Here is a 25999-nt window from a genome sequence, read left to right on the forward strand (position 1 = left end):
CGCTTTCTTCTTTCCGTATTTCGTAGCCTTTTCACTCCATTAAAAGGAGTTATAACTCTGCTTCGCTTTAAATGGAGTTATTGATAGTTTATAGAATGCAATGCCCAGATGGCGCTTGTGGCATGCTCTCCCCAATGCACTTCAAAGCTAAACTTCCACTCCCATACCGCTTCGATGCCATGGCCCTGCTCATATAAAATCAGCCCTTTCTTGATGTCGCGGTAGATGTCTGTAATATCGTCGTCCAGACAACCGTTCACGGGAGTTGTATCGTGATAAGGATTGAATATTTCCTTGTAGACATTATGCTTCTGAAAAATGACTTCCGGCAAGGAAAAATCCACATCGACCGCATGCCCTTCTTCCAATTCTACTTCCGGCAACTCAAAAGCTTCAGTATAAAGCCGGGAGGCAATGCTCAGCAATGTGATCAAGGTTTCCTTTTCATCAAAAGAACTGCATGAATCGATAAATTCACAATAAGCGGCAGCGGCAATTCGAAACCCTTCCACTTCTTTGCTTTCCATTGTCTCCCTCTTCTCCCATATGTTTTGATTTCGCTCTTTAGTAAGCACATTATTCTCATTAATATTTAGTTCGCTTAAATTTCTCGTACTCCTCTTTAATGACTTACCCTGCTCTTTTCAAAACTTTCGTAATAGTACACTTAAACGGACAAAAGAAGGAAAGAAGCTATATCTACCGCTTCTTTCCTTCCAATAAGTCATGGTATGTCCTGCAGTTTTATTTTCTAAATAAGTTGTCAAAATTTAGTTGATCATAAGCTATAATAACTTTAGATATGGCTGAAAAATCGAATGATATCGAGGATAAGAATTCATTAAAAAGGCGATAGCGGTTTGGGGATTTTTTATAGTGTGATATTCGGGCTTTCAGTTTTGTTTTCAATTGCTGCTTTGTTCTACGTGTTGATTGCGCATAATTGGAAAAGTTTTTTAGCTCTAGGTATTGTGGCTTTACCAATTTCGCTGTATTTATTCTCGGAAGAGCCGCCGATCCAATATGCCGGGTTCTTCTCTGTGATTTGTTTTTTTGTTGCCACTCTTTTGTGTTTAAACAAAAAGAAAAGGAATGCCTATAAGAATTTATAAAATTTAGGAAAAAACTAAGTCTCTCATTTCTTTCCTTCCGTTAAGTCTTGATACGTAAACTCGTATCCATTCAAAATGCGATGTTAAAACCACACGGAGCAGACTAATGAATATAACTTTTTTTAGAATATTCACTTTCTCTATTTAGTTAATAACCTCATTATTGATTAAACTCGCACAGTATTATTGGTAGTGAATTAGATAGAACCATCAGAAAGATTCGTGAAAGGGTGAAAAAAATGACTAAAGCCTACGATTTCAAAGTGGCTTGGTGCAAAATCTGCGAACAAGGCTGGGTTACGATTGTAAAAGATAGCGTCACAGCCCAATACAGCGTTTTGTGTGAAGAGTGTGAAACGGAGTGGGCCCATCCGCTGCATGCTCAATGCAACATAAACCTAAAAGAGCATAACGAGCACCTGGTTGTGGACCCTTTATCAGAAGAGATTCAGAAAATAGGATGGGATGAATACATTATCCGTAAATGATAGCGTCGAACGCTTGATTTAGTGACACTCTCGAAATCTTCCTCTTAGTATTTTGCCATTAGCATACCTGCTGATATGTAAAGTTGTATCTATTCGAAATTTTATTTTTAGGGCCTTATCGAACATCCTATTGATATTTTAAAATTCGCCTACTTTTTTATCCGTCAACTGAACAACAAGAGGTGAAAAAATAGAAAGCAATATCGTAGCAATTTTAATATAATTTGTTAAGCCCCAAGCAAGTCCTTATTTTTGTAAGACAGGTACTGTTTGGTGCCGCAATTAGCACATTCTCTGAAAAATGAAGCAACCATAAATTTCTTGCTTTCCCTTTAGAGTGCAACGTGCCACTGAATAACCCCCTTTTCCCTTTTAATTTCTTCCTCCAAAATCGAAGAAGTCTAAGACGACTGCAAGTCCAATCAACGCACCAAATAGGACAATCAGTTCAACTAAGTGTCTTTTCTTCCGTTAAGTGCTGATATGTAAACTGAGATTAAAACAAGCATTGGGGCTTCATCTTTATTGTTGAAGCACTAAACTGCTTCTCATTCCCAATTCGAGCATTACTAGTACTGAATGGGTATTTTAACTAGTGGTCGATTACATCCTAGACTCCTCGTGTTAAAGTTATTTCATATTACGTACGGTTAATAACTCTGTCTGAGAAATTACATCGATTTGCGTGTCTTCTTTTGAGTAGATTACAGACGCCCCTTCTCTCGCCTGTTCTTCCCATCCATTAAATTTTAGAACGACTTGATACCCATAAGGAATTCCATTTTCTTCAGATGCCGAAGCCCAACTATAAACGCTAGCATGTCGGTTTACTTCTATTAATTCAGCTTTTTTAGGAATTGGAAAACTCGACAATTCCTCAGAAGGCTGGTAAGAGAAAAAAGTTGTATAATAAAAAATTCCGCTAGTTAGCAGTAGTAAGGCTATAAGTGGTATTGTCTTTTTTCTTTTCATTTCTTCAGTCCTTTCAAAACTGCTGCTTTTGAACAATTCACTAGTATGGATAAATGAGTCTCATGGCAATTCGGCGAATTAAAGGATGTCTGTCTCTGGAAAGACTGTACTGTGCATCCCCTTAATTTTTACAAAGGCTGATAAAAACTCGTGAAGTAAAGATCGAGGGGTTGATTTGAATAGTTTGATGTACAAATACGGTTGTGGAGGGAGAACATGAAAAAAAGGCTTCAGAAAAAAATGACTAAGGACTGGGACTGGTATGCCGTCAAGGTTTTGTATGAATGCCTCATTTCAGGAGAGGCTGCTCCAGAACTAATGATGGATGATAATCCCCCCGATGACCATAAAATGTTTGAAGAAAGCATCCTTCTCGTTAAGGCTCCTTCTATTGATCAGGCTAATGCCTTTGGTGAAAAGGAAGCTAGAAAACAGGAACATGACTACTTGAATCCCTACGGTGAAAAAGTGGAATGGAAATTCGTGGAGTTGATTCATTGTGTGTGGTTATCTGCTCCGAAAATTCAAATTGGCACAGAGGTGTATGCACGATTTTTAATTGTTCCTCCAGATATCTCCACTAAAGAAGTCATTTCACATTACTATCCTGAAACAGTCACAGAAGAACTAGTCGATAAGAATTTACTTAAAAAAATGAGGACTTTGACATCTGACCAGTCTTAAATTACTGCAATGTAAAGTGGTGATTGGAAGAGGAAAAGAGAAGTGCTGTTTGTATCCCAATTGGATGATTTCATTCTTCTATATGCAGATATAGAACTTCGTTCGCATCAGGCGTTTTCAATAACAAATGAGTGTATTTAGCCAAATATAAACCAATGGCTTCTTCTTCACCTTCGACATCAACTTTCATATCGATACCTTTTGGCAGAAATAAAATATAATCTCCAGCAATGCCTTCCCATAATTTTTGTAAAAACTCCATATCGTTTTTGCTGATCATTCGGGTGTGGGGTTTGCCAGTGTTTTTCAGATTGTAAGGAAGACCAAAATAAAACGAATCATACCACCACAGAATGGTACAACCTTCAGAACCGAAAATTCTAGTTATGTGTTCGAATAGACTACGCAGCAATTCTGTTTTTGGTTCTCCTAAAGGGAAGTTCATCAGTATGTCCAACTGAGTCTTCTTACGTATTTTAGGCTCTAATCCTATTATATCCAGCAAATCTTCCCAAGAATCCGACATAACATGCCTCCCTCATTCTTTTCTTATTTTTTGTTAATGGATTATACCTACGGCTTCAAAGTTAAAAACAAGCTTCCTGTTTACATTTACCAAAAGGAGGCTGCATAAGACGACAAACTATTTAAATTGCCAGAAGATAGTTGTAGTTCTTGCCCTTATTCAGCTTTTTAAAAAATAGAAAAGGAAATAATCATGAATTTTCAAAGAACATTATCTTCAAGCATTAATGTACCTTGGCACAAAATTTCCTCTTACTCTTTGATCCGCATGTATTTGCATCAATTTATGGATAAAGGGGATGAAGCCTATGCAAATCAGAAAATATCGTGAGGTGAATCCGCACGAAACGTACCCAGTCACCAAAAAGCAGTTGAAACATGTTTTATCCTCTGTCCAAGAAGTAACCGCTATTTATGGTTTGAGTCGGAAATTTGAATTTGACAGCAGGCAGCCTGGTAAACCTGATATCAACGGAGTGATCGTAGCCAGCGCATCCTGTCATAGAGACAAGACGATTCATTTTTATCTTTTTCCAATAAGTAAAGCAGATTATCCAGAAAAAGCGAATAATGATTTTGTACAATTTGTATTGCCGCATGTAAAAGCATGGATGGAGCAACAAGTGGCAAAACCAGAAACAGCCATTTTAGGGATTGAAGAACTGATCATTGAATGGAACGGCGAAAAGCATACATTCCATTATTCCAAGTTTTTGTAACGCAAATGGCCCTTGGCGAGCCCGAAACCGAACACCGCTTAAATGCATGGGCACGGTTGTCGGAAATGGTTTGAAATGGTATATAGGCCCATCAGAAGATGACGACTATGATGAAAAAACCGACAATCTTTTCATGACCTCGGTTGTGGGCAAGCAGCTTTCCCTATTTTTCTTACCGTTGAACCACACACTAATCAAACAGAACAACTGGAAAGGCTATTCGAAGAAAATGGCATTCCCATTCCTTGCGATGTGAAAGTGAACAAGCCAGGACATTCCTTGTTATCAAATAACACTGGAAGACTCGCATTACTCAAAACTCGTGTTAAAAGAAATATTTTGGATGGCCGCTTCCAATTAATATCTTGCATTATCCTTTCCGGATAATGCAAGATATTAATTAAAGGCTATGTCATATAATATTGTTGATTTTTCATAAAAAAAGAAAAAGACCTATTTAAAATCTTTTTCGATTTATTATTATTTATCTACCTCACCCGCAAGTTGAATAGGGCATCATTTATATACCAGTTACGTTTTATTTCCCAAAGGTCATTATCCAAAGATTCAATACTGCTAACGGTGCGCAAGTAATAAAAAAGACGGCATTTAAGGCGAGAGTAATCAGTCTAAGGTTTCCTCTTTTTCCGTATAACCCTAAAACAATCCCAATAATTGGACATCCTACAATTACCAGTAAGGCCAGTTGGAGAAAGTGATGATAGTAATAATCAGATCCACCCATTTTAAAATCGATAATTTGTGTAGTCAATGCGATAAAGAAAAAGACATACGAAAAAGTAATAAGTTTACTCATTCTTGACCTCCTATTGTAATTACCGATATGCAACATGGAAAAGGTTGAGCAGTCACTTGCCGACAGGAATAATTTTAGAAAACAAATAAACTATTGGAGGGGATTGAAATGAAAAACCCTGCATTAGACTTTAGAAATTACGCATTTGCAAAGGGGCGTGCGAGATGATTGAAAAAATGATGCAAGCCATTGACTACGGCTATTCTGAAACAGATATTTATTTGCAATTCACCAGCTTCCACCAACAAGCGGACTGTGTGAGGCTCACTTGTTCCCTTTATACAGAAGATGAAGAAGAAAAGGTAATGGATCAATGGCTAATTGAGTGCTGGAACTTTCAGGAATACCGACTGGATTCTCTAGACTCTTACGACCGAGAGGAGTTTGAGGTCACAGATGACCACCCCTATCTATGGGACTATCAAAAACCGTTTACCGAGTTGTACTTTAGAGGCGAAATGACGGATGCCAAAGCGCTCATCGGGGATTTATATTTGGAACACAATCGCCTGACCAACAGGCTGATTCCTTTTGGTCGATATTTGAACGATGAGGAAACTGGATATGGTGGTAACTTGGAATGGTTGTTGACAAGAAAGGAAGGTTTGTTTTCGACGGCGCCCGCGTTGTTAAACGAAGCTTATCATGCGCTGTTATCGCAATACGGATTTGCGACCTCTTTGCTGACGCGGAAAGCAGAACCCCCGTGTAAGGAATGCCGACTTCTTCGTTTAGGAAAGTCCTTCGTGATTGCCGAAAAGTTTGACGCCATCCGAATTGAGGCTGGAAATTGGTTTCTTTAAAGCCGTAAGGTTATCAACTAAAGTGTTTCCTATTGCTTCATTTCGTTTTTTTGCGAAATATCCCAGTAACGTTTAACAAAACCAGTATTTAAGTCGACAATTGAGGTTTTTGTACCGCTCAACTGGACGGGATGCTCTCAGAAATAGACCGTTTTCTTCACCTTGCCCTGAGGGTTTTGAAGCAACCTCGCCTTCGCCACCCCCTTTGTGAATTTCACATGGTTTAGCCAATCGATAATCGCATCGGCATCGTAATTCAGACAATGCCTTTTCCCGTCTTTATACGCCCAGTACTTTTTATTCTTCTCTTCATCAAAAATCCAATCGAAAAATTCTCGTTGGATTTTGTTAATCCTTCTTCCCACCTTAGTGGAACACGAGATGTACTGGACGTAGTCGTTGCCAAAATCAAATTTGATGATCATGTAAGGGTCTTCCTTCCCGCTGATTACTACTTTTAGTCAGCTTTGGTCCACCTAAGGAAATCTTAAATGGAAGCACGGCGCCGTTTGCCCTGAAATCAGCTGGCACCCTGCTCTTTCAGGAAACTGGCCACATCGTCGATCCCGTATTCCTCTGCATAAAAGAGGGCGGTCTGCCCCTCGTTGTCCTTTGCGTGGATATCTGCGCCTCTTTCGACGAGCAATTTGACGGTTTCCAATTGATCAGGAAAACAGCTGGCAATGATCAGAGGCGTCACTCCGCCATCCGAAAGCTCAATATCGGCCCCGTTGTCCAACAAGTATTCTACAAGCTCTTTATTTCCTTCAGCAGCCGCTTGATATAAGGGAGTCTGGCCCTCCTCATCTGTTGCATTGATGTCGGCACCGTGAGATAAAAGCAGTTGGATGATGTCCAGATGGTCTTCCTGCACCGCCCATCGGAGAGGTGTAAATCCAGAATTGTCGACTTCATTCACATCGGCTCCTTTTCTAAGCAGCTTTCGCACCTTTTCCGTTTGCCCATACGCAACAGCCCATGCGAATTCCCCGCGATATTTCTTCAGCTTTTTCAGGATGGCCCTCTTTTTCATGTGTATTCCTCCCTGCTTTCTTTTAGTTTCATTGGACACTCCCACTCAGCTGGACTACGTGGAAAAGCAACATTCTTTACCTATATATCGACCCCACTGCTTTCAAGGCACCCTAGTTCCAGCATTCTTGATTTGTAATCGTACGTTTTTTCAATGTATCTAATCATACCCTGATTCGCTTGGTTACTGACTCCCGAGACCAAGGGATTGCTGATACGATTTCATTTTGCTGATTCCAGCATGTCATAGGGCGGCATGGCGCCTTCTTCATCATGCAGCGTCACGGTCCCGAGTGCCACTTCATACGAAAGCATCCATTCCCCTTTTTCCGTCCCTTTTTGCCATGTCTCCGTAAAAATCACCAGAAAAAGGCCTTCTTCCAGTTGTTCGACCGCCGTTGTCCGTTCCACTTGGTAGCCGTCCACCTCCCCTTTCCATGTCCCAGCTTCATTCGGGGAAACGTCAGTGACTGTGCCATCATCTTGGGTGGCAGTTTCAACCGCCTCGTCCGCTGTAAGAAGTGGAAGAGATGGCGAGGTGAGAAGAAAGTACCCAAACAGCAAGAAAAAGGCAATAATCGAACCGATGAAGAACGCTTGATTCCCTTTGCCCCGCTGCCATCTGGCAAGCAGCCATTTATCGATAACGCCGTACAGGACCGCCACCACCACACCAGACAGAATGAAGACTTGGAATGGGAACAGCAGCCCGATGGCCGAACCCGCCACCCCCAGCAGCAGGACATACAGCCAATCCGCCCGTTCAAACCATTTTTGTTGGAACGATTCAATGATGATGGAAACCGCATTGCCATAGGTCAGGACAAAAAGCCCGATGTAGAAAAAGGAAGTCAACGTCATGGCGTAAAAATCGGTTCCCAAGTGATAGACGGTTTCTTCGGCGGTCTGGATATCCCATATGCTCCCTGCCATGGCAAAAAGAAAAGTGGCAAGGACCGTGGTTTTCAGTTTTCGTGCCATCCGTTCCGCTAGTGTTTCTCCCATCATGCGCCCCTTCTCGTTTTTGTCTTTCTCTATTGCTCCATGTTTATGCCATAATAGCCACATCTAAAAATACAACTGTCTTCTCTTCTCAGTTAAGGGGACAAACGAGATGCAACCCTTATTTCCCTTTTATCAAGCGGGTTATCCACTGTGAATTTCAAAGCAGAAGTAGCCGAAAGGAAGGTCTTCTTCTTTCAACTTCATTTCCATCTTTGCAATGTCAAACATCTGAAGCAGCATTTCGCTTAATGCCTTTTTATAGGCCAGTAGCGCCTTCTTATAACATTCCGTATCGTTAAATGTACACAAAGGATACAAGATGGCCCCTAATTCAAAATCTTCCAAGGCTCTCGGGGAGTCCACGGGATCGAGGCATTCTTTGATATGCCATACTTGAATTTTTTCATCCACCGATTCTCGACACTCAAGATAAAACATATATTCTTCAAACTCAACTTGCATATTGGTTTGTTCGTTTATATAAAAAGGTGTAAACCGAATGTAATCAGTCGTTGCATTTGACTCAATGATTTCATCTATTATTCCATTCAAACCTGAAATGGTAGGATAATATCTGTATCGTCCGTTGTAATAAGCCGTGTTATTGTAAATGATTTCGTTAATTTTCCCTGTGGTTCTTTTTATCATTCTAATCGCCTACTTTTCCACACCTATCCATCCCTTAGACACGAATCGAAGATGATAATAATTGGACATTGTATTGATCAACTTAATCCCCTTTGTATTCTTCATGATGATGTCGCGTACAACCGAAAAAGTAGCAAGCCGATTGGTAATAAGGTTCAAACTCCATTTCAGGAACATGTCCTGAAAGAAGAAGGTTCCATGTTTCCCTATACGCTTTCTGTTGTTGGAGATGTTCTTCAATCACTTCCTGTTTGTCAGCAATCGTCCAGTTCTCGTCAACTTCTTGATCCGTGATCTCATCAAGATCGACCGCGTTCAACGCAATTGCTTGTTTGATAATTTCCAGCGCATCTTGAAGCCGCTCCAGTTTGAACAAGGCATACACATAGCGCTTGATCCAATTCGGTTCTCTATGGTAGCTGTCCCATCCTTTTTCAAACCACTTGACCGCCAGTTCGTAATGGCCTGCTTCAAGATACAGATCTGCCACTTCTACTTCGCCTACGAACTCCTCATCTTCCTCAGAAAACGTATCAAGAACCTTGATGGCTTCTGCTTTTTCACCTAGTTCGATCAGGCATTTCACATGGCTGTATAGGGAAGTGTCGGATTCTTCCGAAGCCAGCAGGAAACAGCCTGCCGCGTCTTCTATGTTGCCTAACTGGAAACTGGCAACCGCTAGATTTTGGTAGATCGCTTTCGTCGGTTCGATGGCAAGCGCTTTCAGCAATGCTTCTTTCGCCTTAGACCATTGCCCTTGCTTTGTATAGATTTCCCCTATCAAACTGTACGGGAAATGTGAAGCAGGACGCAATTCGATGGTTTCTTCCAGCAAGACTAGGGCTTGTTCATCGTCCTCTTCTTCCGCCCATAAAAAACAGGCCAGATTATTCAGGGATTGAACATCTCTGAATTCCCGCACAGCTTCTTGGAATAACGACAACGCCTTTTCATATTCATAACTCTCATACGCTTCAATCGCTTGTTGATTTATGTTCAAAGATTTCCCCTCTTTTTCAATAAGATTCAAAGCAGAACATAAGTGTCAGTTCGGTTCCCCAAAACCGTCGTTGCTAATCGCTTCGACCACTTGTTCAAAGTCTTTGTAGCTTCTTTCACGCTGTCGCCATGAGACACAATCATTGAAGCGGGGATCGTGATTGCCGCACCTCTCTCAGAAGAATCGTTGTCATGGATTGAACCCAGACTCCCCTTTCATTAAACCCTTAGCACATATTGATGATAAAACTTCCACAACCTCGCATTCAGGGCGTTTTTTCAATGCCATCTTGCAACTGTGCATTCCCGATCTTCAATCCAGAAGCTATAAAGTTCGTTTCGGCTCATATTCACCAGCTTTATGCTTTCGTGACTCGTTTTGGGCAACTCATACTGCAACTGTCGGACATCCTGGACCAAAAAAAACGTTAAGGAATTGGCATGCTCCATTAAACATTCTTCAATGGCGGCCTGGTAATCTTGATGCGGTATTCTCAAGAAGCGGAAAGAATGATTCGCACTCAGCACCTCGGCTTGCTTGAATGCTTTCACCACTGGAAGATGCGGAATGCATACCAGCAAAGAAAAACCGTCGTTGACCAACTGGCGGGTGATTGCAGCGAAGGAAACCTCTTTCATCTCCACCAGCTGGTCAGGCGTCGTCTTCGTCTCATACGGAACTGGAAATAAAAACTCATACCGATCTTCTAAATCCGCTAACTCTCTTTTTGTATAGACCCTTTCCATAAAATCCTCCTTAGCTGCTCTTGTTTATTGCATAGTATCGTCATGCTCCCCCCAATTTGGATATGACGCCCACCACTCTTCTGCTTCCTCTAAAGATTCTTTGATCTGAAGGGCAACGTGATCTGTGTTTTCTTTATTGAACTCGAACATGTCCTTAACACCATCTCCTACCCGATGCCGATGCCAACCACGAGAAGGATCGCCAATGTAATAAACTTTCATTTTATTAGGCTGCCGAAATTCACCCGAAATATCGGTATACCCTTCTGGAGGGCACTTGGAGATTTCTACGTACAAAACACCGCCCCACATGCTGAATTGAAACATCAGCAAATCAGCACGCTCTTTTTCTTTTCTATAAAAGTGAGGAAATGAACCTTTGAATCCTTTCTCTCTCAAGAAGGGGATGACGTTTTTTTTCAATGAACTGATCATGGCATCTCTTTCTAAAGACAATTAGTCTACACCTCCGTATTCTCAAACGAAACTTCTTGGAAATTCCCAGGGAATGAGACTTCTTTGGACTTGTGTTATAGTCCTACCTTCTGACCCCTTATTGAAAGAGCTTCCTCTTGCAACTTTATTTCTGACATTCAACGATACAATAAACGTCTAAAAATCTTCAGCGTTAGTTAACATAGCCTAATCATAAGGTATTTCATTTAGCAACAAAGGCAATTCTCAAAATCCCCAATCACTTATTCGGCTCCATTCTCTTTTAGGAAATTGGCGGTTTCATCAATCCCATATTCCTGCGCATAAAAAAGGGCGGTTTGGCCATCGTTATCTTTCGCTTAGATATCCGCCCCTCTTTGGACGAGCAGTTTCACGGTTTCAAATTGATCGGAGTAGAAGTAACAGCTCGCAATGATCAAAGGCGTCACACCGTCATTCGCTGCGCTATCGATTTCGGCTCCGTGATCCAGGAGGTATGCCACAATTTCCGTATTCCCATCGGCCGCAGCTTGATAGAGAGGAGTCATGCCAGAGTCGTCTTTCGCATTGACATCGGCCCCGTGAGCCAGCAACAGTTGGATCACATCCAAATGGCCTTTCTGCACGGCCCAGCGCAAGGCGGTATAGTCTTCCCGCAAGGGATCCAATTGATCCACCGCCCAATTCCGCTCCAACAAGAGCCGGATGCTCCCCGTTTGCCCATTGGCGGCCGCGACATGGAGCAAGGAAAGTTCCCGGTAGCTTTCCGGTTCCAGGGTATCCAAGAAAAACTCCACCACTTCCACACGCCCTTCGGCCACCGCCACATCCATCGGCGTATAGAGCTGGTCGTCCTGCTTCAGCGGATCCGCCCCCCGTTCCAGGAGAAAGGCGACGGTCTCCAGCTGCCCTTCCTGCGCGGCCCAATGCAGGACCGTATAGCCCCCATCATCGCCTTGATTGATGTCAAATCCGGTGGAAAGAAGTTCGTTCAATTTCTCAAGGTCACCCTTCGCCGCATCTTGATAGATGTCATTTTCCGCCATAAGTATTCCCCCCTGTTCAATTCGAATACGCCAATCTTCTTCTGCTACAACATAGATGAATTTTAACTAAATGTGAATGTAACTTAACTGCACTTTTGTTACATTCGTTTTCCAGCAACAGCCGCTCCTCTGTTCTTCTGTTTTGCGCTGATGCCGAGGCTGATAGGTGTTTCATCTCAAATTCATTCGCTTAAACCAAAAAGTGGACAACCCGTTTTTATCTGCCATCTACTGCCAGACAACTTTTAGGAGCCATTCCCTATATTCTTCAAAACTTCTCCCTTCATTCCTCAAGATAGGGCAAACGCACATCTTCCACGTACAAGCCGTCCATCTTTCTAAGTTCCTCGATAATATCATTCGTCAGGCTTTCTCCCACAAAATACATATAGTAATCCCAGCCGAAATGGATCTCAAACTGATTTTTAGCAGCCAGTCTCCCCCAGACCTTTTCCCTGAGAATCATCTTGACCAACTCCCTGACCAAGCTGATGGGAATGGTCTTGCCTTCGCATAAGTTTAATGCGGTTTCATGTGAATGATTTTCCAGATCCAGCAGTTTCAGATGGTTGACGCTAGTTTTGTGCATGAGCAATTCAACAGCTTGGATGTATTTTTCTTCGGTCGCCAGGTATTGCTCCATCGTGAAAATTTGGCTATGATACATCTTCCCAACATCAGATATACTGGTCCATTCATCCACTAAAGTGTAGAGGCCCTTCTCATCCCTGTTTTGAGGATTGTACTTTGTGACACGTATGGATTTCATTCTCTTCCTTCCCTCCCATACTAATCCTTCTTGTTTTTCTAGTAACAAGCCGATAATGAGAAAAACGATTTCTTTACTTCTGTTATATCCTGTATTTTTTAATTCTTTATTTCATTATAGATTAGCACATCGTACAGATACTATTGGTAGATTATTGAATTTGCTGTGTTAACATTAAAAACCGTTCGTAAAAGTACACTTTCGCAAACAAAAAAAGAATGGAACTTTATACGAAGTTCCTACTCTTTCGATAACTCATTGAGGTGTAAACCAGAACTGTATAGAACGTGAATACGGAATCTAAGAAAATGTTATTATTTATAATATGCAATCAGCACGTTGTGAATTACGAAAGCCTGCGATCAAAAAATATTAAGGAGTGTTGTCATGACGAAATTTAACCCGCCTGCAATAAACAACAAGAATAGTATATATAAAGTTGAAGATATTCTAGTGTTACATGAGTTAAATAAAAGACCTACTTTTGTAAATGCTCCTTTAGAAACCTTTTCTGGTCATACACACTCGATAGACTCGTTTAAAGCGAGAAATATATTTCTTGATTTTCTTAAAGTTGTTTCAAATTTACAAGAAAATGAATTGATAAGAGAGAATCTGCCCAGAGAAATATTAAAGCATTTAACAGTTGTCGAAATGAAAGTTATTCTTAAGGCAATATCTAAGCCCGTTAAAGGTACAAAAGATGTATTAATTAATAGAATAGAGACACATGCAAGTGATGAAGATATTAGTAATCATACAGATAAGAGTTGTTTCGTTCTTACAGAACTCGGTTTAGAGGTACTGGAAAAGTATAAGAATGTCCTATGGATACATAAAAATAAAAGGGATATTTTTAGGTATCCATTATTTTACGAGAGTAAGTTTGATGAATATTATTTTATGAATCATTGGGATTTAGACCCGCCAAATACAATAATCGATTATTATGAATCAGAAAATAGCGGAATAGTAGCACGTATATATCAGATAGAAAACAATCCGGAAAAATCATTTCTTTATGGGATTAGGAAATTAACAGAAGAAATTAATTTGCAATTAGAAAAATGTAAAGAAGTTGGTTGGTTTAACACAAGTGCGGGATTAGGCGAATTTCTCTCTCTTTACGCAAGTCCGGTATTAGGCGAACCTCTGTCCCTTAAACCAATCTTCAAGGGTTTGAATATTAGTGATGAAAATTTTGAGGACATTTTAAAATATATCTACGACTTTGCAATAAAAGACCCTTCATTGGTAACCTTTAACAACTTTCATGAAATCATTACCGCTTTATTGACTAATCCTGGTCATGGACTATATAGAGAATTACTTGGAAACTTATATCAGAGTCTTAGAGAAAAATTTGGTCATGAACATTATCAAGAAGATATAAATAACTATCATCAGAAAGGCTTTGATGATGAAGAAAAAGAAGAGGAAGAAGAGGAAGAAGAGAGCTTAATGGACATATTAGATTTACTTATTGATGATGAAAATAGAAAGTTAGAAATGGTGTTTGAGCTGATAGATATTCTTGATTTAGAAGTAATAAAGGAAATTAAAGTGAAAATTGACAATAGACTTACGAATTAAATATTACCTAAAACTAGAAGGGTAGAAGTTTTTATAATATGGAGGAAAAATTAAAAGACCAGTAGCCTCTGCATTAAGGTTACTGGTCTTTTAAAACCCTATGCAAAATAAAGCTTAAAATTGATGCAAATTATCTCTTAAAGTGACAAAAAGAAGAAGATTTTCATCTTCTTCTTGAACCTGTCAAAAACCATCGTTTTTGAGAAGAGAAATTTAGAGAAATATTTCAAATTACCAGTCAAATTATTAAATTTATAATAATAAACTTAGATAACTGTAAAGGAGGAATAGTATGGATATCAGTTTACTAACGGATTTACTTAACCAATCAGAAACAGACTACTTAGATTTCAAAAAAGGATTGTATGTCAAAGCGAATTATGAGGAATTGATAAAAGATGTATTAGCAATGGCAAATGCTAAAGTAAATGGATCCCGCTATATCATATTCGGTGTAAAGGAAAAAGCTGGACAAGAGAAGGAACTGTTTGACGTTAAAGAACCAGTTGACGCAGCTACCTATCAAGAATTGATATTCGAAAACATCGAACCTCAACTGACTTGTCACTTGAATTATCTTACCTATAATAATCGTTTGTTAGCGGTACTTGAAATCGCAGAACCTAAGGCACAACCTTATCTGCTTAAAAAGAAATATGGTAATTTGCATAAAGGGCTATGCTATATTCGCCGAGGAAGCAAAAATGATTTCGCCATGCGTGCAGATTTTGATTATTTCTACAAACAAGGACAGTTCGAAATTCATATACTTGACCATTTTTTGAGTGCCACAGATGTTAAAAGTGGATGCGCAACCCTAGAGTGTTCCTTTAGAAACTGTACAGACTTTCCGATTACTATTTACAAAGGTTACTTAGAAGTATGGGATTCACAAAAAATGCGTACACAGCACCGGTTGTTTGGACATTCTCGTCATATCCCTGGTGCGGATTTCCGTTTGCCTATATCCCCTAAAGAAGAAGTAACTAACTATTTCGCATTTGGCTTTGAATCAAGTGACTGTTTACGGTTAGAAATGGATGAATACGGTCATTCTGATTTAGATCTAAATTTCAGATTGTATTTGATCGATACATTAGGGAATGAATATCTAGGGACAGCAGATAATGGGATGGTGTTTGCTAAAGGTGACTTCTTATGGAAGGTTAAAGCGAGGAAATAGTAAAAGTTATAATATAGTAGAAACTCAAAAAAGGAGATTTCAAAGTTATTAATGTTTCTTATCTTGATGTTTTTTTAGAACTTTTGCTGCCGCACTCTTTTGTTTAGGCGATGAAGATTTACTGCCTAAGGTTGCTCCTGCCTTACCCACTTTTCCACCGGAATGAGTTGCCATGTGTTTTTCCCCCTTTCTTTATTTGTCTAGAAATAGTCTATGGAACGTGAATTCCACCTATTCATTACAGAGAGAAAGGATTAATATAATGTAAGAGAAACTTTTTCTTTAACCCCTTAAGATGTTCCAGCATCTAAGGGGATTTTTTTTACTTTCATAATGCATTTTATTAAATTAAAAATATTTTCCTTTTATTTCTCTCTCTGTAATTTAATTATACATTTAAATCAATATTTGTACAATATATAGTTTTTTTATTTTTATATAACACAATATATAGATTTTTTTATATTTAATAAGTACAGATAATCCTCTGTTGTCTATATCAATATTTTAGAACGTAAAAAGCCACCCTCCAAAGAAGATGGCTTTTTTTTTCCGACTCCTGTATCCCCGGTTCCTCATATACAATGAAGCAATTATTTATTCTTGCCGTGTTAATATCATTGGAACCTAGTTGGATTTTCTTTTCACCAATCCAAATTTTATCTATTTCACTAAAGTGATGCATCTTTAATACATGACGTACTTGTAATACTGTTTTAAGAGATTCAATTTATTGCTCATCTGCTTTCAACTTAGGCTCAATAAATATAGTTGAGTAATTAATTTTCGATTTCAAGAATAGCCTCGATTTCTTCTTGGATCTCTCTATTCACCAAAAGAGAACGTTTTTTTCTCAATTCAAGATCCATTTCTTTGTCAATGAAATTATTCGTATGTTTGTCAAAACAATTAAAACAAATAGAGTAAAAGTCTTTTTTCTCTTTCTTTAAAAAATTAAATTCCCACGTTTCAAGTTCCAAATAACTTACTTTATCTTTCGTTTCTTTTTCACATAATTCGCAAGTTGTTTTCATTATAAAAAATCCCTTTCATACATCTACCTTTTATTTTTTTCTAGCTGGCGATCTTTAATTCTTTTTAAGCGCCCATGATATTTCAATATATTCGCTTGTGATTGTTTGGCCTCTTCGCTAGTAGGTTGCAAGTTGGCAATATCCCAGTATTTAACAACTACATCTAATACTTGGTCAAAGTATTGGAGGGGTCCATAATTCGTATCTATTGCAATGGTTTTCATTCTATCGTTAAAGTCTGGCATAACGGCACCTGGCATAGAAAAATTAATAATTACATTCTCAAAATAAACAATGAAATTCGGATCAAGTTCAAGATGTGCTTTCACTGTGTCGCGATAGAATGCATAATGAAGTGCTTCGTCTTTCGCTAAACGTCGAAGTAATGTTGCTAAATCTTTGTCGTAAAGACCCGCTACCCTAGCTACATTATTATAAAAAACTAGTGTAGCTAACTCTTGCAAAGAAGTATAGGCCATTGTTGCTAGAGGATTAGTGAAATCTGGAAACCAACCACTTTCAACTACTCGTTTTCTTAATTCATGCAATCTTGCGGGATTTACGTTTCGTGTCACCAATAAATACGTTTCAAGTAAGTTAGAGTGCTGGTCTTCTTCAGCCGTCCAAGTGCGTACGAAATCATTTATTACTTCCATTGAATTTTTAAATGTATAATCCAAATGCGAAGTATACCAAGGTAAATTTACTTCTGTAAGTAATGCTGTTTCTACCGCAATAATTACACCTTCTGGAAGAGTTACTTGACTCTCATCCCAAGGAACTCGTTGAAAGGACATGGCCTTGTCCCATGGAATAAATTCGTGATAGCTCCAGTCAATATTTGCAGAACGTTCCTTATGTAATTGATATAATTCTTTAATGCGCGGTTCTAAGCGTATATCCAAATCTGAATTTAACATTATCTTTTCTCCTTTAGGGGTTTTTCTAACTTTAAACCATTTGAACTTTTTTAACAATTATAATGTTAGAACGTTGGTGTAACCGTCAAGTAGGATAGATCAATTTTTCACAAATTCGGTTTTTTAACTTTTATTATTAAATATAGACATTCCTTTAATTTCTATACTTAAATGGTATATTTATAGAAAGAAAGCACGAATGAGGCTGTTGATGTTATGGCTTATTGGCGTGTCAGGTTAACCAATTATGTAATTAAGAAAGGTTAATCTTCAACAAACGGACCAGATTATGAACCAACAAAATGTTAATAAAGGAATGAGACGATGGAAGTGCCTATGAATTTAGACCAAGCAACTTTTCATGTAGAAAAAACAAAATCACTGAAACTAAAAGAAGTAAATTTTAAGATTAAACCTAACATTAAAGAACAAAAAAGATTGTTTAGAACCTCATTATATAAATTAACAATTATCGCAGAAGTAAATAATCAAGTGTATGAATTTGCAGGTTATAATCTCAACCATAAGTTGATTTCACAGCTGGAAAAAGACCCTTCAAGATTTTTAGTTGGAGCAGAGCCACCCTTTTTGTGTGGAACTAACTGGCCGGCTAGTGGAATAGCTGAAGTTGTAGAGGCAAACAATATACCTTTGAATTCCCTGATCATAACAGATGGAAATAAAGTCATTGCTACAGTCTATAATGATGAGATACCTATATTGACCAACTGGTTTAAAAATTTAATTAATTAGAATAGTAGCCATTTAAAGAACCCATTAAAAGCTTTTAATAATGGAGGGATAAAATCCCATGGTTCAGTTGCTCCTCATAATGTTTTGGCAAGTAAAAAGCAGGCAGTGAACTCCGTTATAATAGCAGTTCCCCCTTACGCTTTCCATTTTCTTTAAACGCCTTTTATTAAACGTAGAATGCCAAGTATGGGGTGGTTTGAACCATTAAACCCCTCTATCGGACTGGCAGAGGGATTGATTTATTGGACGATAGATCCGGATGGTGTCTTGCTTTGATGCCCATTCATTCGTATCAGAATATCGATGGCAGACAGATTTGGTAAGTCAGAAACAAATTTATCCGCACTGTCTATGTCACTAAAAGCAAAGGCCTGCAGTTCCGCTTCAATCACCCACTCTTCCTCTTCCATCGTGATTAAGTAAATGCGCACAATTGGCTGGATAGACGTTTCTTCATAATTCTCTCCCGCAATAATCACGCCCGTATTTGGTTGCATCGGACTGATCAATGTCTCGAGTAGAACCAGTCCATCCAGTTCTTCCAGCAAGTTCATTTGTTTTTTCATCTCGTTCTCCCTTTCTTTGCTGCATATGTTTTTTACAGATTACCGAATCAATTAGCCATTTTTGACGTTTCAAACAGGTATATTTGCATGTTTGAGCGTTTTAAAGAGCTTATTTGCGAAGAAAAATCGGTTTTATTGCTAATTTATCTACATGTTTTTTCTATCGATAATCCTCTATTACTAGAAAACAATAATGTTAGAAGCAGTTGATCAGGAGTATATAAAGGCGGCAACAAAAAAGAAACCGTTAGGATTATGACGGCCCTATTGATACTGGTTATTGATGAAAGGACCATTGCTCTCTAAACTTTAAAATAATAAAAATTCATTCCAGTCTATTTTTTGCTCTGTTAAGAACTTCAAAATATTTATGGTAACTGCCCCATCCTTTTTCAAATCACTTGACCGCCAGTTATAATAGCCAGCTTCTAGATATAGATCTGCCAAGTCCACTTCGCCTGCGAACTCCTCATCCTCCTTAGAAAAATTATCAAGGACCTTGATAGCTTCTGCTTTTTTACGTAGCTCGACCTGGCATTTCACATGGCTGTATAAGGAGGTGTCGGATTCTTTCAATAAGCTTCATAACAGATCGCAGGTGTTAATTCGGTTCCCAAAACCGTCGTTCCAGATCGCTTCGACCACTTGTTCGAAGTCTTTAGTATTCTCTTTCACGCTGTCGCCATGAGACACAACCATTGAAGCGGGATGGTGATTGCCGTGCCTCCCTTTTTTCTGTCCTATGAATATTTTTGCACCCTCAGAAGAATCGTTGTCATGGACTGAAACAAGACTCCCCTTTTATTAAACCGTTAGCACATATTGATGATAAAACTTCCACAACCTCGCATTCAGGGCGTTTTTTCAATGCCATCTTGCAACTGTGCATTCCCGATCTTCAATCCAGAAGCTATAAAGTTCGTTTCGGCTCATATTCACCAGCTTTATGCTTTCGTGACTCGTTTTGGGCAACTCATACTGCAACTGTCGGACATCCTGGACCAAAAAAAACGTTAAGGAATTGGCATGCTCCATTAAACATTCTTCAATGGCGGCCTGGTAATCTTGATGCGGTATTCTCAAGAAGCGGAAAGAATGATTCGCACTCAGCACCTCGGCTTGCTTGAATGCTTTCACCACTGGAAGATGCGGAATGCATACCAGCAAAGAAAAACCGTCGTTGACCAACTGGCGGGTGATTGCAGCGAAGGAAACCTCTTTCATCTCCACCAGCTGGTCTGGCGTCGTCTTCGTCTCATACGGAACTGGAAATAAAAACTCATACCGATCTTCCAGGTTTTCCAAATCCCTCTTTGTATAGATGTTTTCCATGAAATCCTCCTATATTCATTTTTCGACTGTAATTAGTTGCTAAATAGTCGAATGCAACAAAATTACCTCTAAGTTACATTCATATGCAATAAGAATGTACTTGTTTTCATTAGGAGCATTCTCTTTCAAAAGGGGAGATCTTGAAAGCTGTATTAAAAAACTAAAAAACACCCCACTAGTTGCAGGGTGTTCAATATCTTTTATAAACCTGATCCCTCATATGCTTCAGAACCGGAAAAGCTTTCTTTCCGATCCAACCGATAGCTGGCAAATGCCAGGACGGAGGCAATCAATGCGCATAATGCACCGACCCATGAAAGCTGGGCGAGGCTGCCGTTTGCGACAACATATCCTCCAAGTGTGGCACCGAGTGCGATGCCGACGTTAACCGCTACAGGCGTTAAGGATGAAGCAAAATCTTTGGCTGCCGGAAAATGGACCGTGGCCAAGTTCATCAAATACAATTGAATGGTTGCATTCATGGCATAGATCATCACCGCCATCAACATGAGGCTAACAAGTCCGGCATATGTCGACTCCATGGTGAAATACAAAGAACCTAAAATAACTGCCTGGACGATAAATACATAACGAAGTTTGCTTACACCGTTGCGGCTAGCGATTTTCCCCGCCAACACATTACTGAAGATTGAAAACGCTCCGTAAGCCAGCAAGATGGCACTCACATAACTTGTTGGAATCGCCAGTCCTTCTTCCAAAATCGGCGTAATGTATGTGTAGATCGTATACGTTCCCGCGATTGAAAATGTCGGGATAAAGAATGCCAGAATCATGCGTGGGTTCGTCAGCAAACCGAGCTGTTCTTTCGCCGATGCTTTCTCCACTTTCAAGCCTTTTGGCAAGATAAAGATGCTCATGACCAAACTGATGACGCCCAATAGCGTTGTAAACCAGAAGGTCAATTGCCAGTTGCCGAGCTGCCCAATAAGTGTCCCCAAAGGAACTCCTATGACATTGGATATCGTGAATCCGGCGAAAATCAACGCGATAATGGGTCCTTTCTTGCTGTCCGGCATAATGTCACTCGCAATGCTCATCGACAAAGCCACCAATACGCCGCTGACCACTGCAGTAAGAATTCTGGAAACGATTAAAAGTTCATAGGTTCCGGATAAAGCACTGATGACATTTCCGACAATGAATAGAGAAATTAATATCAGCATTAATGGATATTTGGGAAAACGGCTGACATAAGCCGTCATTACGGGCGTTCCGATTGCGTAGGCGATGGCAAAACCGGATACCAGCGTGCCAGCGACAGCAAGGCTGATGTTCAAATCTGAAGAAACTTCGGTTAAAAGGCCGACGATTACAAATTCACTGGTCCCCATGACAAAAGTTAAAAGCGTCAGCGTAAAGGCCAATACTTTTTGTTTTGTAGTCAATAAATCTTTTTTTACACTTGTGGGCACGAAAAATTCACTCCTAGTTGTTGATTTTACTTATCATACGAATGAATAGTTTCATTCCCATTGAAAGCTTGTTTTTTCGGATATAGATATATCTAAAAATATCGATATGACAAATTAAAAAAAGACATGGCAATGTCTCAAATTTCTTCGTTGATGAATTGTGCAATTTTCGCCAATGTCTCTTCGTTTCGTCTGTAATAGGTCCATTGCCCATAACGCACCGCTTCCAGCAAACCTGCTTTTTGCATGAGCGACAGATAATGGGAAACAGTTGATTGAGATAAATTAACTTTTTCTTGAATATCGCCGACACAAACGCCGCCTGCAATGCTTACTTCCTTCGACAAATGCGCTTGCTGTGCCGGGAAATTCTTCTCCGGTTCCCTTAGCCATTTCAAAATATTCAAGCGGGTTTCGTTTGACAATGCTTTAAAAATATCTAACATATTTAAATTATCCATGTAAGCATCTTATATCGATTTAATTCGATATGTCAATGCATTTGAATTAAAACCAACTTCTTGGATCTTAAAAAATCAGGATGATTATTGAAACAAGTATCCTAGATTTCTGAAACTTAATGTTTATTTTAAATTAGCTTCTAATAACTGATGATATGTAAATTTGTCTTCTTTCGAAATTCCGGCTTTAAAACCTTATAGAATAGTCCTTTGAATGTAACATAATTTAGAATAAGTTACATTCAGATTTAGCTTTTAACTATCGCTATCGATTTGCAAGTAAGTTGACAATCCATCATGGGAATAACCATTTTACATTGATAAAGATGGACACCGTTTATTTCAATTCCTCTGATGGATATGTTATGAAACCAGAAATCCAAGTCGGAAGGTGATTGGGGGACATCCCCTTCCATGCCTTCTAGCCAGGTATGGAAGCTCACTGAAAAACAATCCTTGAACACAATGGTATACTCACTTTCCTCTATTCCCCCTTCACTTTGGCCCATATATTTCATTGTCACTAGGTGTTTGCTATGATCATAGGTTAAATCTTTTAATTTTGAATCAATGTAGCCTGTAGCCATTAATTTCTCTTCGACTTCTTGACCACTTACTCTCACCATTTATAAACCTCCACTTCTAAACTTCAGATGAAAAATTCCGTAAAATTTCTAGATTGAAAGTAACTTAATTACCAATAAGTTACTTTCGGAAGCTTATTTTATAACTCTAACTTAAGTCTTTTCAAAAGTTGTTTAGGTTGAGATTCAACTTCTTATTCGCCTTGAAAAGAGCTCTTTATATACTGATGAGAAACATCATGGTTACTATTGCGGTGAATAAAGAACCGAAAAAATATAGGTTTTTTGTTCTTTCTCCGAATTCGGTATATTTGGATGGTGGATCTCGTAGTAACAACGTATAGGAGAGTAGAATTAGAAAGATTACGATACCTCTTACGATGTCAGCGGCATTCAAATTAGTAAAAGATTCTTGGAAGTTTTCAGTCATATAAACTATACAAAGAAAAAATATAGAATTTAAAAAGTAAAGATATAAAAAGTATTTTAAATTTGTCATATCGTAAATAACTCCCTTAGTTAAAACCCATTTTCAATTTTCTATAATCTCTTCTTCTTTGATAAAAAATTATGCTTTCTCAATCTTAATAAAAAGTGAAGGTAACTTATCTGCCTTTTTGTTACATTCAAATTCCCATTCCAATAATTTTTTGTGCAATTGTAAAAATATGAAGGCATCCCTTCACTGGATGATTTCTTAATTTGCATTTCTATTTCTTCAACTGTTTGAAGGTGCGGGTATTCCAAAGATAGTTATAGCTTCGCTTCTTAGGAATACTCACAAATTTTGACTAGCGACACACTGGTTCATCCACTTTTTTCGTCAATGGGGATACATTGGCAGGTATTCTTCCCCTTCAGTCAGGAAATCTTCCTATCGTCTGAAACCTTCTGGCGAATCGGCCTGTTTATATTTCAAAAACCGCTTACCAAAGAACGGCTTCTTTAGCGAACCGTTTCTTTCATGATCACTTTAAATTTGGGTTTAAAGGTGATTTCCACCACTGTCATTAAATCGGTTCGGTCATATTCCAGGAATAAACGCAGCGACGAATCGTTCTGGCGGTCTGAAATAACTTCAATTTTACTGACGGTTTGAAAATTGTAGTAAGCGATGTCTTCATTGTCTACCGCATCTCGTGCCAGAAGTGAAAATCGATCGTAAAACGGCGAAATCATAACTTCAAAAGCTATGTTTTCAAGGGGGAAGACGAAACTGGTCTCATCGTATTCAAACATTTCTTTTTCATCCTTTTTTCTTGGCAAGCATTCAAATAAAGAGATGAAATCAAGTTCAGCTGGATAGGATTCCATGCAATTCACCCGCCTTCTTAGTTTTAGGCAGTCCTTTTCATTCCATGATCTTTCACTTAGTTTGTTGAGTGCCTGGCAGCTGGACAGAAACTGCAAGGGAACCCGCACGGCTCATCGTGCTAGTGCTCTGAAAGAAATTCTTCAACGGTTTCCTTTAGCTCCTGTTGGATCTCCTCGAAGAATGGTTGCCGATTCCTTTCTGGGGGTTCCCATTCTGCACCCGCTTCTCTTTAGGGAGTTTGAAGCGATGATTCACTACCCTCGAACAGACCGTACAGACAACTTAATCCTTGAAGGAATGATTATACCTTCTGTACAACAGGTTTTTTCTCTTGTTCTGGGGTTCAAGATAGTGGTCTCTAAAACTATTGCCAAAAGCCATACTGACAAGTCCTTTGCATACGCCAAAAGTGTATCTTCCTGGGTCAAACGCGTATTCCTCCACTTTCCATTTCGCATCCTCATTATTCCGTACCACCACTTCTCCAAAGTACATCGCCAATACTGTTTCAAAGTCATTCGGTTCATTCCCAATTGTTCGAATTCATCAGATTCGATTAAATGGAAATACCATTTTTCCAAAGCTTTTAAGCTTTCCACTTTATAGTCAGTGGTGAAGAATCTCGATTCACCAGCTACTAAATCGAATTGGCCCAATACCGTGTCTTTGAAATTCAAAAAATAGCTTTCCGCTTCTTTTAAGCTTTCACACTTACGAAGCTTTTTCCCCTTCTCTATCGCAACTCTTAAACTCTGTTTGGACATCTCCGTTCATTCCTTCCAGATTGATCTATCGTATGTAATTGCAAGCGAAAAAGCGTATTCGAGTCCAGCAGGATCTCATGCGCTTCTTTTCCTCGTTTGGGCGGTCTTTTTTCTTCTTCAGGTTATATGCCTTGAAATGTAAGACTACATTTGATCTGATTTTCGGTTTCAATGCATTCAGAAACACTCTTTTGAATGGAACACTTCAGTAAATAAATCCGCATTCTTTCATTCCTCTTCAAAGTTCAATAGTACGGCGTTTTCAACTATTACTTACTTCAGATTAGGTTACTTTCAACTCAAAAAGAATGTCTAGTACATCGGAGTGCACTTCTTGTTGTCTTTCAATTTCATTCAGTCGTTCTTTTACCTTTTGGAGGGACTTCAGCAATGCATCGGCAGGCACTTTTCCGTCCATGGATTCCAGGAGCTGATGAGCCATCGCCTGCACCTCAAAGTTTCCAGTTAAAAAATGATGGACGAGGGTTTCCAGATGCCCTGTACAATCGAAGGGTTCCAAAGCGTATAACAACGTCCCTCTGTTTCTAAGTGTCTTGGGATTATTGATCAAGTCAATCAGCGGTAAAACCGCTTCTTCATTCCCGATATCCCGCAATGCCATGGCCAAAGCATTTCTTATCCCTGGATTTGGGGTTTGAGTGATGTGTTTGAGCAGTACCGGCACTGCCGCGTGATCTTGGTCAGGAGAAACCTCCCTTAATAATCTCACAGCATCTTCCACATCGTTATTTTCAATTGCGCGTTCTAACCGATGAATGTCCATTTACTTTCTCCTCCTTGTCACATAAAAAGTACTTTACAGAAAGATTTGAATGTAACTTAATTAGACATATGTTACATTCAGATTCTCGGTTGGTTACCACATTTTCTCTCGGTCGGGTTCTTTCAAAAAAGCATCTTCACCTTCATCGAATCCTTCAGGTTTCCAATGATTTTCCGGCAATCCACTCTCCTCAAACAATTTCCGAAGCTTTCTAATGGCTTCATCCCAGGACGAAAATACTTCAAAAGCGTATGGTGGTTCTGCCTCATCATCATTCCATACAGCCCATTTTTTATCAGGAAGCTGAGTAGCATGGTACCAAGTATCTCCTTCCATTTCATAGATGCCAAAAGTATTTTCCAAAGCAATATTCCAATCCGGATAACCTAATTCCTCCGCAAACTGATCGTATTTTTCAAAGAACAGTTTATGCAAAAACTTTTTTAAACGCCCCATATCTTCACTTCCTATTTTCG

The 25999-nt window shown here is 39.2% G+C and carries 33 protein-coding genes; 7 read left to right on the forward strand and 26 right to left on the reverse strand.

What is annotated here, in order from left to right; translation table 11 throughout:
• Positions 1–77: 77 nt before the first annotated feature.
• Positions 78–527, reverse strand: a complete 450-nt coding sequence (locus ACSFXN_RS07065) for a DUF5063 domain-containing protein (protein WP_437149469.1) — start codon at positions 525–527, stop codon at positions 78–80.
• Between the two features lie 824 nt (positions 528–1351).
• Between ACSFXN_RS07065 and ACSFXN_RS07070 the strand changes: the two genes are divergently transcribed.
• Positions 1352–1600 (forward strand): hypothetical protein, encoded by a 249-nt coding sequence (locus ACSFXN_RS07070; RefSeq protein ID WP_437149470.1) that lies wholly within the window; start codon positions 1352–1354, stop codon positions 1598–1600.
• Positions 1601–2230: 630 nt separating this feature from the next.
• Here ACSFXN_RS07070 and ACSFXN_RS07075 read toward each other — a convergent pair.
• The gene (locus tag ACSFXN_RS07075; protein ID WP_437149471.1) at positions 2231–2572 is read right to left on the reverse strand and encodes a hypothetical protein; all 342 of its coding nucleotides are present in this window, start codon (positions 2570–2572) and stop codon (positions 2231–2233) included.
• 216 nt (positions 2573–2788) lie between these two features.
• Between ACSFXN_RS07075 and ACSFXN_RS07080 the strand changes: the two genes are divergently transcribed.
• Complete coding sequence (locus ACSFXN_RS07080; RefSeq protein WP_437149472.1) at positions 2789–3256, forward strand: DUF4288 domain-containing protein; 468 nt, start codon at positions 2789–2791, stop codon at positions 3254–3256.
• Between the two features lie 70 nt (positions 3257–3326).
• Here ACSFXN_RS07080 and ACSFXN_RS07085 read toward each other — a convergent pair whose 3' ends face one another.
• The gene (locus tag ACSFXN_RS07085; RefSeq protein WP_437149473.1) at positions 3327–3782 is read right to left on the reverse strand and encodes a hypothetical protein; all 456 of its coding nucleotides are present in this window, start codon (positions 3780–3782) and stop codon (positions 3327–3329) included.
• 307 nt (positions 3783–4089) lie between these two features.
• On the opposite strand from ACSFXN_RS07085, the gene ACSFXN_RS07090 reads away from it, so the two are divergent.
• Positions 4090–4500, forward strand: a complete 411-nt coding sequence (locus ACSFXN_RS07090) for a hypothetical protein (RefSeq protein ID WP_437149474.1) — start codon at positions 4090–4092, stop codon at positions 4498–4500.
• A gap of 538 nt (positions 4501–5038) precedes the next feature.
• Here the strand turns inward: ACSFXN_RS07090 and ACSFXN_RS07095 are convergent.
• Positions 5039–5317, reverse strand: a complete 279-nt coding sequence (locus tag ACSFXN_RS07095; RefSeq protein WP_437149475.1) for a hypothetical protein — start codon at positions 5315–5317, stop codon at positions 5039–5041.
• A gap of 164 nt (positions 5318–5481) precedes the next feature.
• Here ACSFXN_RS07095 and ACSFXN_RS07100 point away from each other — a divergent pair, with 164 nt between their 5' ends.
• Entirely contained in the window at positions 5482–6120 is a 639-nt protein-coding gene (locus ACSFXN_RS07100; protein ID WP_437149476.1) for a hypothetical protein, read from the forward strand.
• Between the two features lie 137 nt (positions 6121–6257).
• On the opposite strand, the gene ACSFXN_RS07105 is transcribed toward ACSFXN_RS07100, so the two are convergent.
• The 9 genes from ACSFXN_RS07105 to ACSFXN_RS07145 all read right to left on the reverse strand — a co-directional run bounded on the left by ACSFXN_RS07105 (position 6258) and on the right by ACSFXN_RS07145 (position 12801).
• Positions 6258–6545, reverse strand: a complete 288-nt coding sequence (locus ACSFXN_RS07105) for a hypothetical protein (RefSeq protein ID WP_437149477.1) — start codon at positions 6543–6545, stop codon at positions 6258–6260.
• A 95-nt stretch (positions 6546–6640) separates the two neighbouring features.
• On the reverse strand, positions 6641–7153 hold the full coding sequence (locus ACSFXN_RS07110; RefSeq protein ID WP_437149478.1) for an ankyrin repeat domain-containing protein: 513 nt from the start codon (positions 7151–7153) through the stop codon (positions 6641–6643).
• Between the two features lie 221 nt (positions 7154–7374).
• Positions 7375–8157: a hypothetical protein gene (locus ACSFXN_RS07115; RefSeq protein ID WP_437149479.1), complete on the reverse strand. Its 783-nt coding sequence runs from the start codon at positions 8155–8157 to the stop codon at positions 7375–7377.
• Positions 8158–8298: 141 nt separating this feature from the next.
• Positions 8299–8805, reverse strand: coding sequence for a hypothetical protein (locus ACSFXN_RS07120; protein ID WP_437149480.1), 507 nt, complete (start codon positions 8803–8805; stop codon positions 8299–8301).
• Between the two features lie 82 nt (positions 8806–8887).
• Entirely contained in the window at positions 8888–9805 is a 918-nt protein-coding gene (locus ACSFXN_RS07125) for a tetratricopeptide repeat protein (protein WP_437149481.1), read from the reverse strand.
• 278 nt (positions 9806–10083) lie between these two features.
• Entirely contained in the window at positions 10084–10551 is a 468-nt protein-coding gene (locus ACSFXN_RS07130; RefSeq protein ID WP_437149482.1) for a hypothetical protein, read from the reverse strand.
• Between the two features lie 24 nt (positions 10552–10575).
• Positions 10576–11007 carry a DUF4304 domain-containing protein gene (locus ACSFXN_RS07135; protein WP_437149483.1) on the reverse strand — a complete coding sequence of 144 codons (432 nt, stop codon included), beginning with the start codon at positions 11005–11007 and terminating at the stop codon, positions 10576–10578.
• A gap of 338 nt (positions 11008–11345) precedes the next feature.
• Complete coding sequence (locus ACSFXN_RS07140) at positions 11346–12032, reverse strand: ankyrin repeat domain-containing protein (protein ID WP_437149484.1); 687 nt, start codon at positions 12030–12032, stop codon at positions 11346–11348.
• A gap of 283 nt (positions 12033–12315) precedes the next feature.
• On the reverse strand, positions 12316–12801 hold the full coding sequence (locus tag ACSFXN_RS07145; protein ID WP_437149485.1) for a hypothetical protein: 486 nt from the start codon (positions 12799–12801) through the stop codon (positions 12316–12318).
• Between the two features lie 387 nt (positions 12802–13188).
• Here ACSFXN_RS07145 and ACSFXN_RS07150 point away from each other — a divergent pair, with 387 nt between their 5' ends.
• A complete protein-coding gene (locus ACSFXN_RS07150) occupies positions 13189–14394 on the forward strand; it encodes an SAP domain-containing protein (protein WP_437149486.1) in 1206 nt (401 codons plus the stop codon).
• 292 nt (positions 14395–14686) lie between these two features.
• Positions 14687–15577: an AlbA family DNA-binding domain-containing protein gene (locus ACSFXN_RS07155; RefSeq protein ID WP_437149487.1), complete on the forward strand. Its 891-nt coding sequence runs from the start codon at positions 14687–14689 to the stop codon at positions 15575–15577.
• A 48-nt stretch (positions 15578–15625) separates the two neighbouring features.
• Here ACSFXN_RS07155 and ACSFXN_RS07160 read toward each other — a convergent pair whose 3' ends face one another.
• The 3 genes from ACSFXN_RS07160 to ACSFXN_RS07170 form a co-directional block, all read right to left on the reverse strand.
• The gene (locus tag ACSFXN_RS07160) at positions 15626–15751 is read right to left on the reverse strand and encodes a hypothetical protein (protein ID WP_437149488.1); all 126 of its coding nucleotides are present in this window, start codon (positions 15749–15751) and stop codon (positions 15626–15628) included.
• A 605-nt stretch (positions 15752–16356) separates the two neighbouring features.
• A complete protein-coding gene (locus ACSFXN_RS07165) occupies positions 16357–16611 on the reverse strand; it encodes a hypothetical protein (RefSeq protein WP_301724939.1) in 255 nt (84 codons plus the stop codon).
• Between the two features lie 23 nt (positions 16612–16634).
• Positions 16635–17531: an acyl-ACP desaturase gene (locus ACSFXN_RS07170; protein ID WP_437149489.1), complete on the reverse strand. Its 897-nt coding sequence runs from the start codon at positions 17529–17531 to the stop codon at positions 16635–16637.
• Between the two features lie 324 nt (positions 17532–17855).
• On the opposite strand from ACSFXN_RS07170, the gene ACSFXN_RS07175 reads away from it, so the two are divergent.
• The gene (locus ACSFXN_RS07175) at positions 17856–18284 is read left to right on the forward strand and encodes a hypothetical protein (protein ID WP_437149490.1); all 429 of its coding nucleotides are present in this window, start codon (positions 17856–17858) and stop codon (positions 18282–18284) included.
• A gap of 239 nt (positions 18285–18523) precedes the next feature.
• Here ACSFXN_RS07175 and ACSFXN_RS07180 read toward each other — a convergent pair whose 3' ends face one another.
• The 10 genes from ACSFXN_RS07180 to ACSFXN_RS07225 all read right to left on the reverse strand — a co-directional run bounded on the left by ACSFXN_RS07180 (position 18524) and on the right by ACSFXN_RS07225 (position 25979).
• On the reverse strand, positions 18524–18850 hold the full coding sequence (locus tag ACSFXN_RS07180) for a hypothetical protein (protein ID WP_437149491.1): 327 nt from the start codon (positions 18848–18850) through the stop codon (positions 18524–18526).
• Positions 18851–19159: 309 nt separating this feature from the next.
• The gene (locus ACSFXN_RS07185; protein ID WP_437149492.1) at positions 19160–19426 is read right to left on the reverse strand and encodes a hypothetical protein; all 267 of its coding nucleotides are present in this window, start codon (positions 19424–19426) and stop codon (positions 19160–19162) included.
• A 288-nt stretch (positions 19427–19714) separates the two neighbouring features.
• Positions 19715–20182, reverse strand: coding sequence for a hypothetical protein (locus ACSFXN_RS07190; RefSeq protein WP_437149493.1), 468 nt, complete (start codon positions 20180–20182; stop codon positions 19715–19717).
• Between the two features lie 200 nt (positions 20183–20382).
• Positions 20383–21615, reverse strand: a complete 1233-nt coding sequence (locus tag ACSFXN_RS07195) for an MFS transporter (RefSeq protein ID WP_437149494.1) — start codon at positions 21613–21615, stop codon at positions 20383–20385.
• Between the two features lie 137 nt (positions 21616–21752).
• Positions 21753–22061, reverse strand: coding sequence for an ArsR/SmtB family transcription factor (locus ACSFXN_RS07200; RefSeq protein WP_437149495.1), 309 nt, complete (start codon positions 22059–22061; stop codon positions 21753–21755).
• A gap of 263 nt (positions 22062–22324) precedes the next feature.
• Positions 22325–22702 (reverse strand): hypothetical protein, encoded by a 378-nt coding sequence (locus ACSFXN_RS07205; protein WP_437149496.1) that lies wholly within the window; start codon positions 22700–22702, stop codon positions 22325–22327.
• Positions 22703–23605: 903 nt separating this feature from the next.
• Entirely contained in the window at positions 23606–23974 is a 369-nt protein-coding gene (locus tag ACSFXN_RS07210; protein ID WP_437149497.1) for a hypothetical protein, read from the reverse strand.
• Between the two features lie 255 nt (positions 23975–24229).
• Positions 24230–24739, reverse strand: a complete 510-nt coding sequence (locus ACSFXN_RS07215) for a hypothetical protein (protein ID WP_437149498.1) — start codon at positions 24737–24739, stop codon at positions 24230–24232.
• Between the two features lie 283 nt (positions 24740–25022).
• Positions 25023–25523 carry a HEAT repeat domain-containing protein gene (locus tag ACSFXN_RS07220; RefSeq protein WP_437149499.1) on the reverse strand — a complete coding sequence of 167 codons (501 nt, stop codon included), beginning with the start codon at positions 25521–25523 and terminating at the stop codon, positions 25023–25025.
• Between the two features lie 93 nt (positions 25524–25616).
• Positions 25617–25979 (reverse strand): hypothetical protein, encoded by a 363-nt coding sequence (locus tag ACSFXN_RS07225; protein WP_437149500.1) that lies wholly within the window; start codon positions 25977–25979, stop codon positions 25617–25619.
• Positions 25980–25999: the final 20 nt, after the last annotated feature.

This window comes from Planococcus sp. 1R117A (assembly GCF_051417975.1).
Taxonomy (GTDB): Bacteria; Bacillota; Bacilli; order Bacillales_A; family Planococcaceae; genus Planococcus; species Planococcus shenhongbingii.

Bases quoted from the DNA above. Each gene is read 5' to 3' on its own strand.
- ACSFXN_RS07115 (WP_437149479.1), bottom strand. From the start codon at position 8,157: ATGGGAGAAACACTAGCGGAACGGATGGCACGAAAACTGAAAACCACG.
- ACSFXN_RS07225 (WP_437149500.1), bottom strand. From the start codon at position 25,979: ATGGGGCGTTTAAAAAAGTTTTTGCATAAACTGTTCTTTGAAAAATAC.
- ACSFXN_RS07205 (WP_437149496.1), bottom strand. From the start codon at position 22,702: ATGGTGAGAGTAAGTGGTCAAGAAGTCGAAGAGAAATTAATGGCTACA.
- ACSFXN_RS07075 (WP_437149471.1), bottom strand. From the start codon at position 2,572: ATGAAAAGAAAAAAGACAATACCACTTATAGCCTTACTACTGCTAACT.
- ACSFXN_RS07180 (WP_437149491.1), bottom strand. From the start codon at position 18,850: ATGAAAAAACAAATGAACTTGCTGGAAGAACTGGATGGACTGGTTCTA.
- ACSFXN_RS07090 (WP_437149474.1), top strand. From the start codon at position 4,090: ATGCAAATCAGAAAATATCGTGAGGTGAATCCGCACGAAACGTACCCA.
- ACSFXN_RS07140 (WP_437149484.1), bottom strand. From the start codon at position 12,032: ATGGCGGAAAATGACATCTATCAAGATGCGGCGAAGGGTGACCTTGAG.
- ACSFXN_RS07110 (WP_437149478.1), bottom strand. From the start codon at position 7,153: ATGAAAAAGAGGGCCATCCTGAAAAAGCTGAAGAAATATCGCGGGGAA.
- ACSFXN_RS07215 (WP_437149498.1), bottom strand. From the start codon at position 24,739: ATGTCCAAACAGAGTTTAAGAGTTGCGATAGAGAAGGGGAAAAAGCTT.
- ACSFXN_RS07160 (WP_437149488.1), bottom strand. From the start codon at position 15,751: ATGGCAACTCATTCCGGTGGAAAAGTGGGTAAGGCAGGAGCAACCTTA.
- ACSFXN_RS07190 (WP_437149493.1), bottom strand. From the start codon at position 20,182: ATGGAAAACATCTATACAAAGAGGGATTTGGAAAACCTGGAAGATCGG.
- ACSFXN_RS07145 (WP_437149485.1), bottom strand. From the start codon at position 12,801: ATGAAATCCATACGTGTCACAAAGTACAATCCTCAAAACAGGGATGAG.
- ACSFXN_RS07105 (WP_437149477.1), bottom strand. From the start codon at position 6,545: ATGATCATCAAATTTGATTTTGGCAACGACTACGTCCAGTACATCTCG.
- ACSFXN_RS07070 (WP_437149470.1), top strand. From the start codon at position 1,352: ATGACTAAAGCCTACGATTTCAAAGTGGCTTGGTGCAAAATCTGCGAA.
- ACSFXN_RS07210 (WP_437149497.1), bottom strand. From the start codon at position 23,974: ATGGAATCCTATCCAGCTGAACTTGATTTCATCTCTTTATTTGAATGC.
- ACSFXN_RS07170 (WP_437149489.1), bottom strand. From the start codon at position 17,531: ATGTTAAATTCAGATTTGGATATACGCTTAGAACCGCGCATTAAAGAA.
- ACSFXN_RS07130 (WP_437149482.1), bottom strand. From the start codon at position 10,551: ATGGAAAGGGTCTATACAAAAAGAGAGTTAGCGGATTTAGAAGATCGG.
- ACSFXN_RS07220 (WP_437149499.1), bottom strand. From the start codon at position 25,523: ATGGACATTCATCGGTTAGAACGCGCAATTGAAAATAACGATGTGGAA.
- ACSFXN_RS07155 (WP_437149487.1), top strand. From the start codon at position 14,687: ATGGATATCAGTTTACTAACGGATTTACTTAACCAATCAGAAACAGAC.
- ACSFXN_RS07120 (WP_437149480.1), bottom strand. From the start codon at position 8,805: ATGATAAAAAGAACCACAGGGAAAATTAACGAAATCATTTACAATAAC.
- ACSFXN_RS07200 (WP_437149495.1), bottom strand. From the start codon at position 22,061: ATGTTAGATATTTTTAAAGCATTGTCAAACGAAACCCGCTTGAATATT.
- ACSFXN_RS07085 (WP_437149473.1), bottom strand. From the start codon at position 3,782: ATGTCGGATTCTTGGGAAGATTTGCTGGATATAATAGGATTAGAGCCT.
- ACSFXN_RS07175 (WP_437149490.1), top strand. From the start codon at position 17,856: ATGGAAGTGCCTATGAATTTAGACCAAGCAACTTTTCATGTAGAAAAA.
- ACSFXN_RS07165 (WP_301724939.1), bottom strand. From the start codon at position 16,611: ATGAAAACAACTTGCGAATTATGTGAAAAAGAAACGAAAGATAAAGTA.
- ACSFXN_RS07150 (WP_437149486.1), top strand. From the start codon at position 13,189: ATGACGAAATTTAACCCGCCTGCAATAAACAACAAGAATAGTATATAT.
- ACSFXN_RS07080 (WP_437149472.1), top strand. From the start codon at position 2,789: ATGAAAAAAAGGCTTCAGAAAAAAATGACTAAGGACTGGGACTGGTAT.
- ACSFXN_RS07095 (WP_437149475.1), bottom strand. From the start codon at position 5,317: ATGAGTAAACTTATTACTTTTTCGTATGTCTTTTTCTTTATCGCATTG.
- ACSFXN_RS07100 (WP_437149476.1), top strand. From the start codon at position 5,482: ATGATTGAAAAAATGATGCAAGCCATTGACTACGGCTATTCTGAAACA.
- ACSFXN_RS07065 (WP_437149469.1), bottom strand. From the start codon at position 527: ATGGAAAGCAAAGAAGTGGAAGGGTTTCGAATTGCCGCTGCCGCTTAT.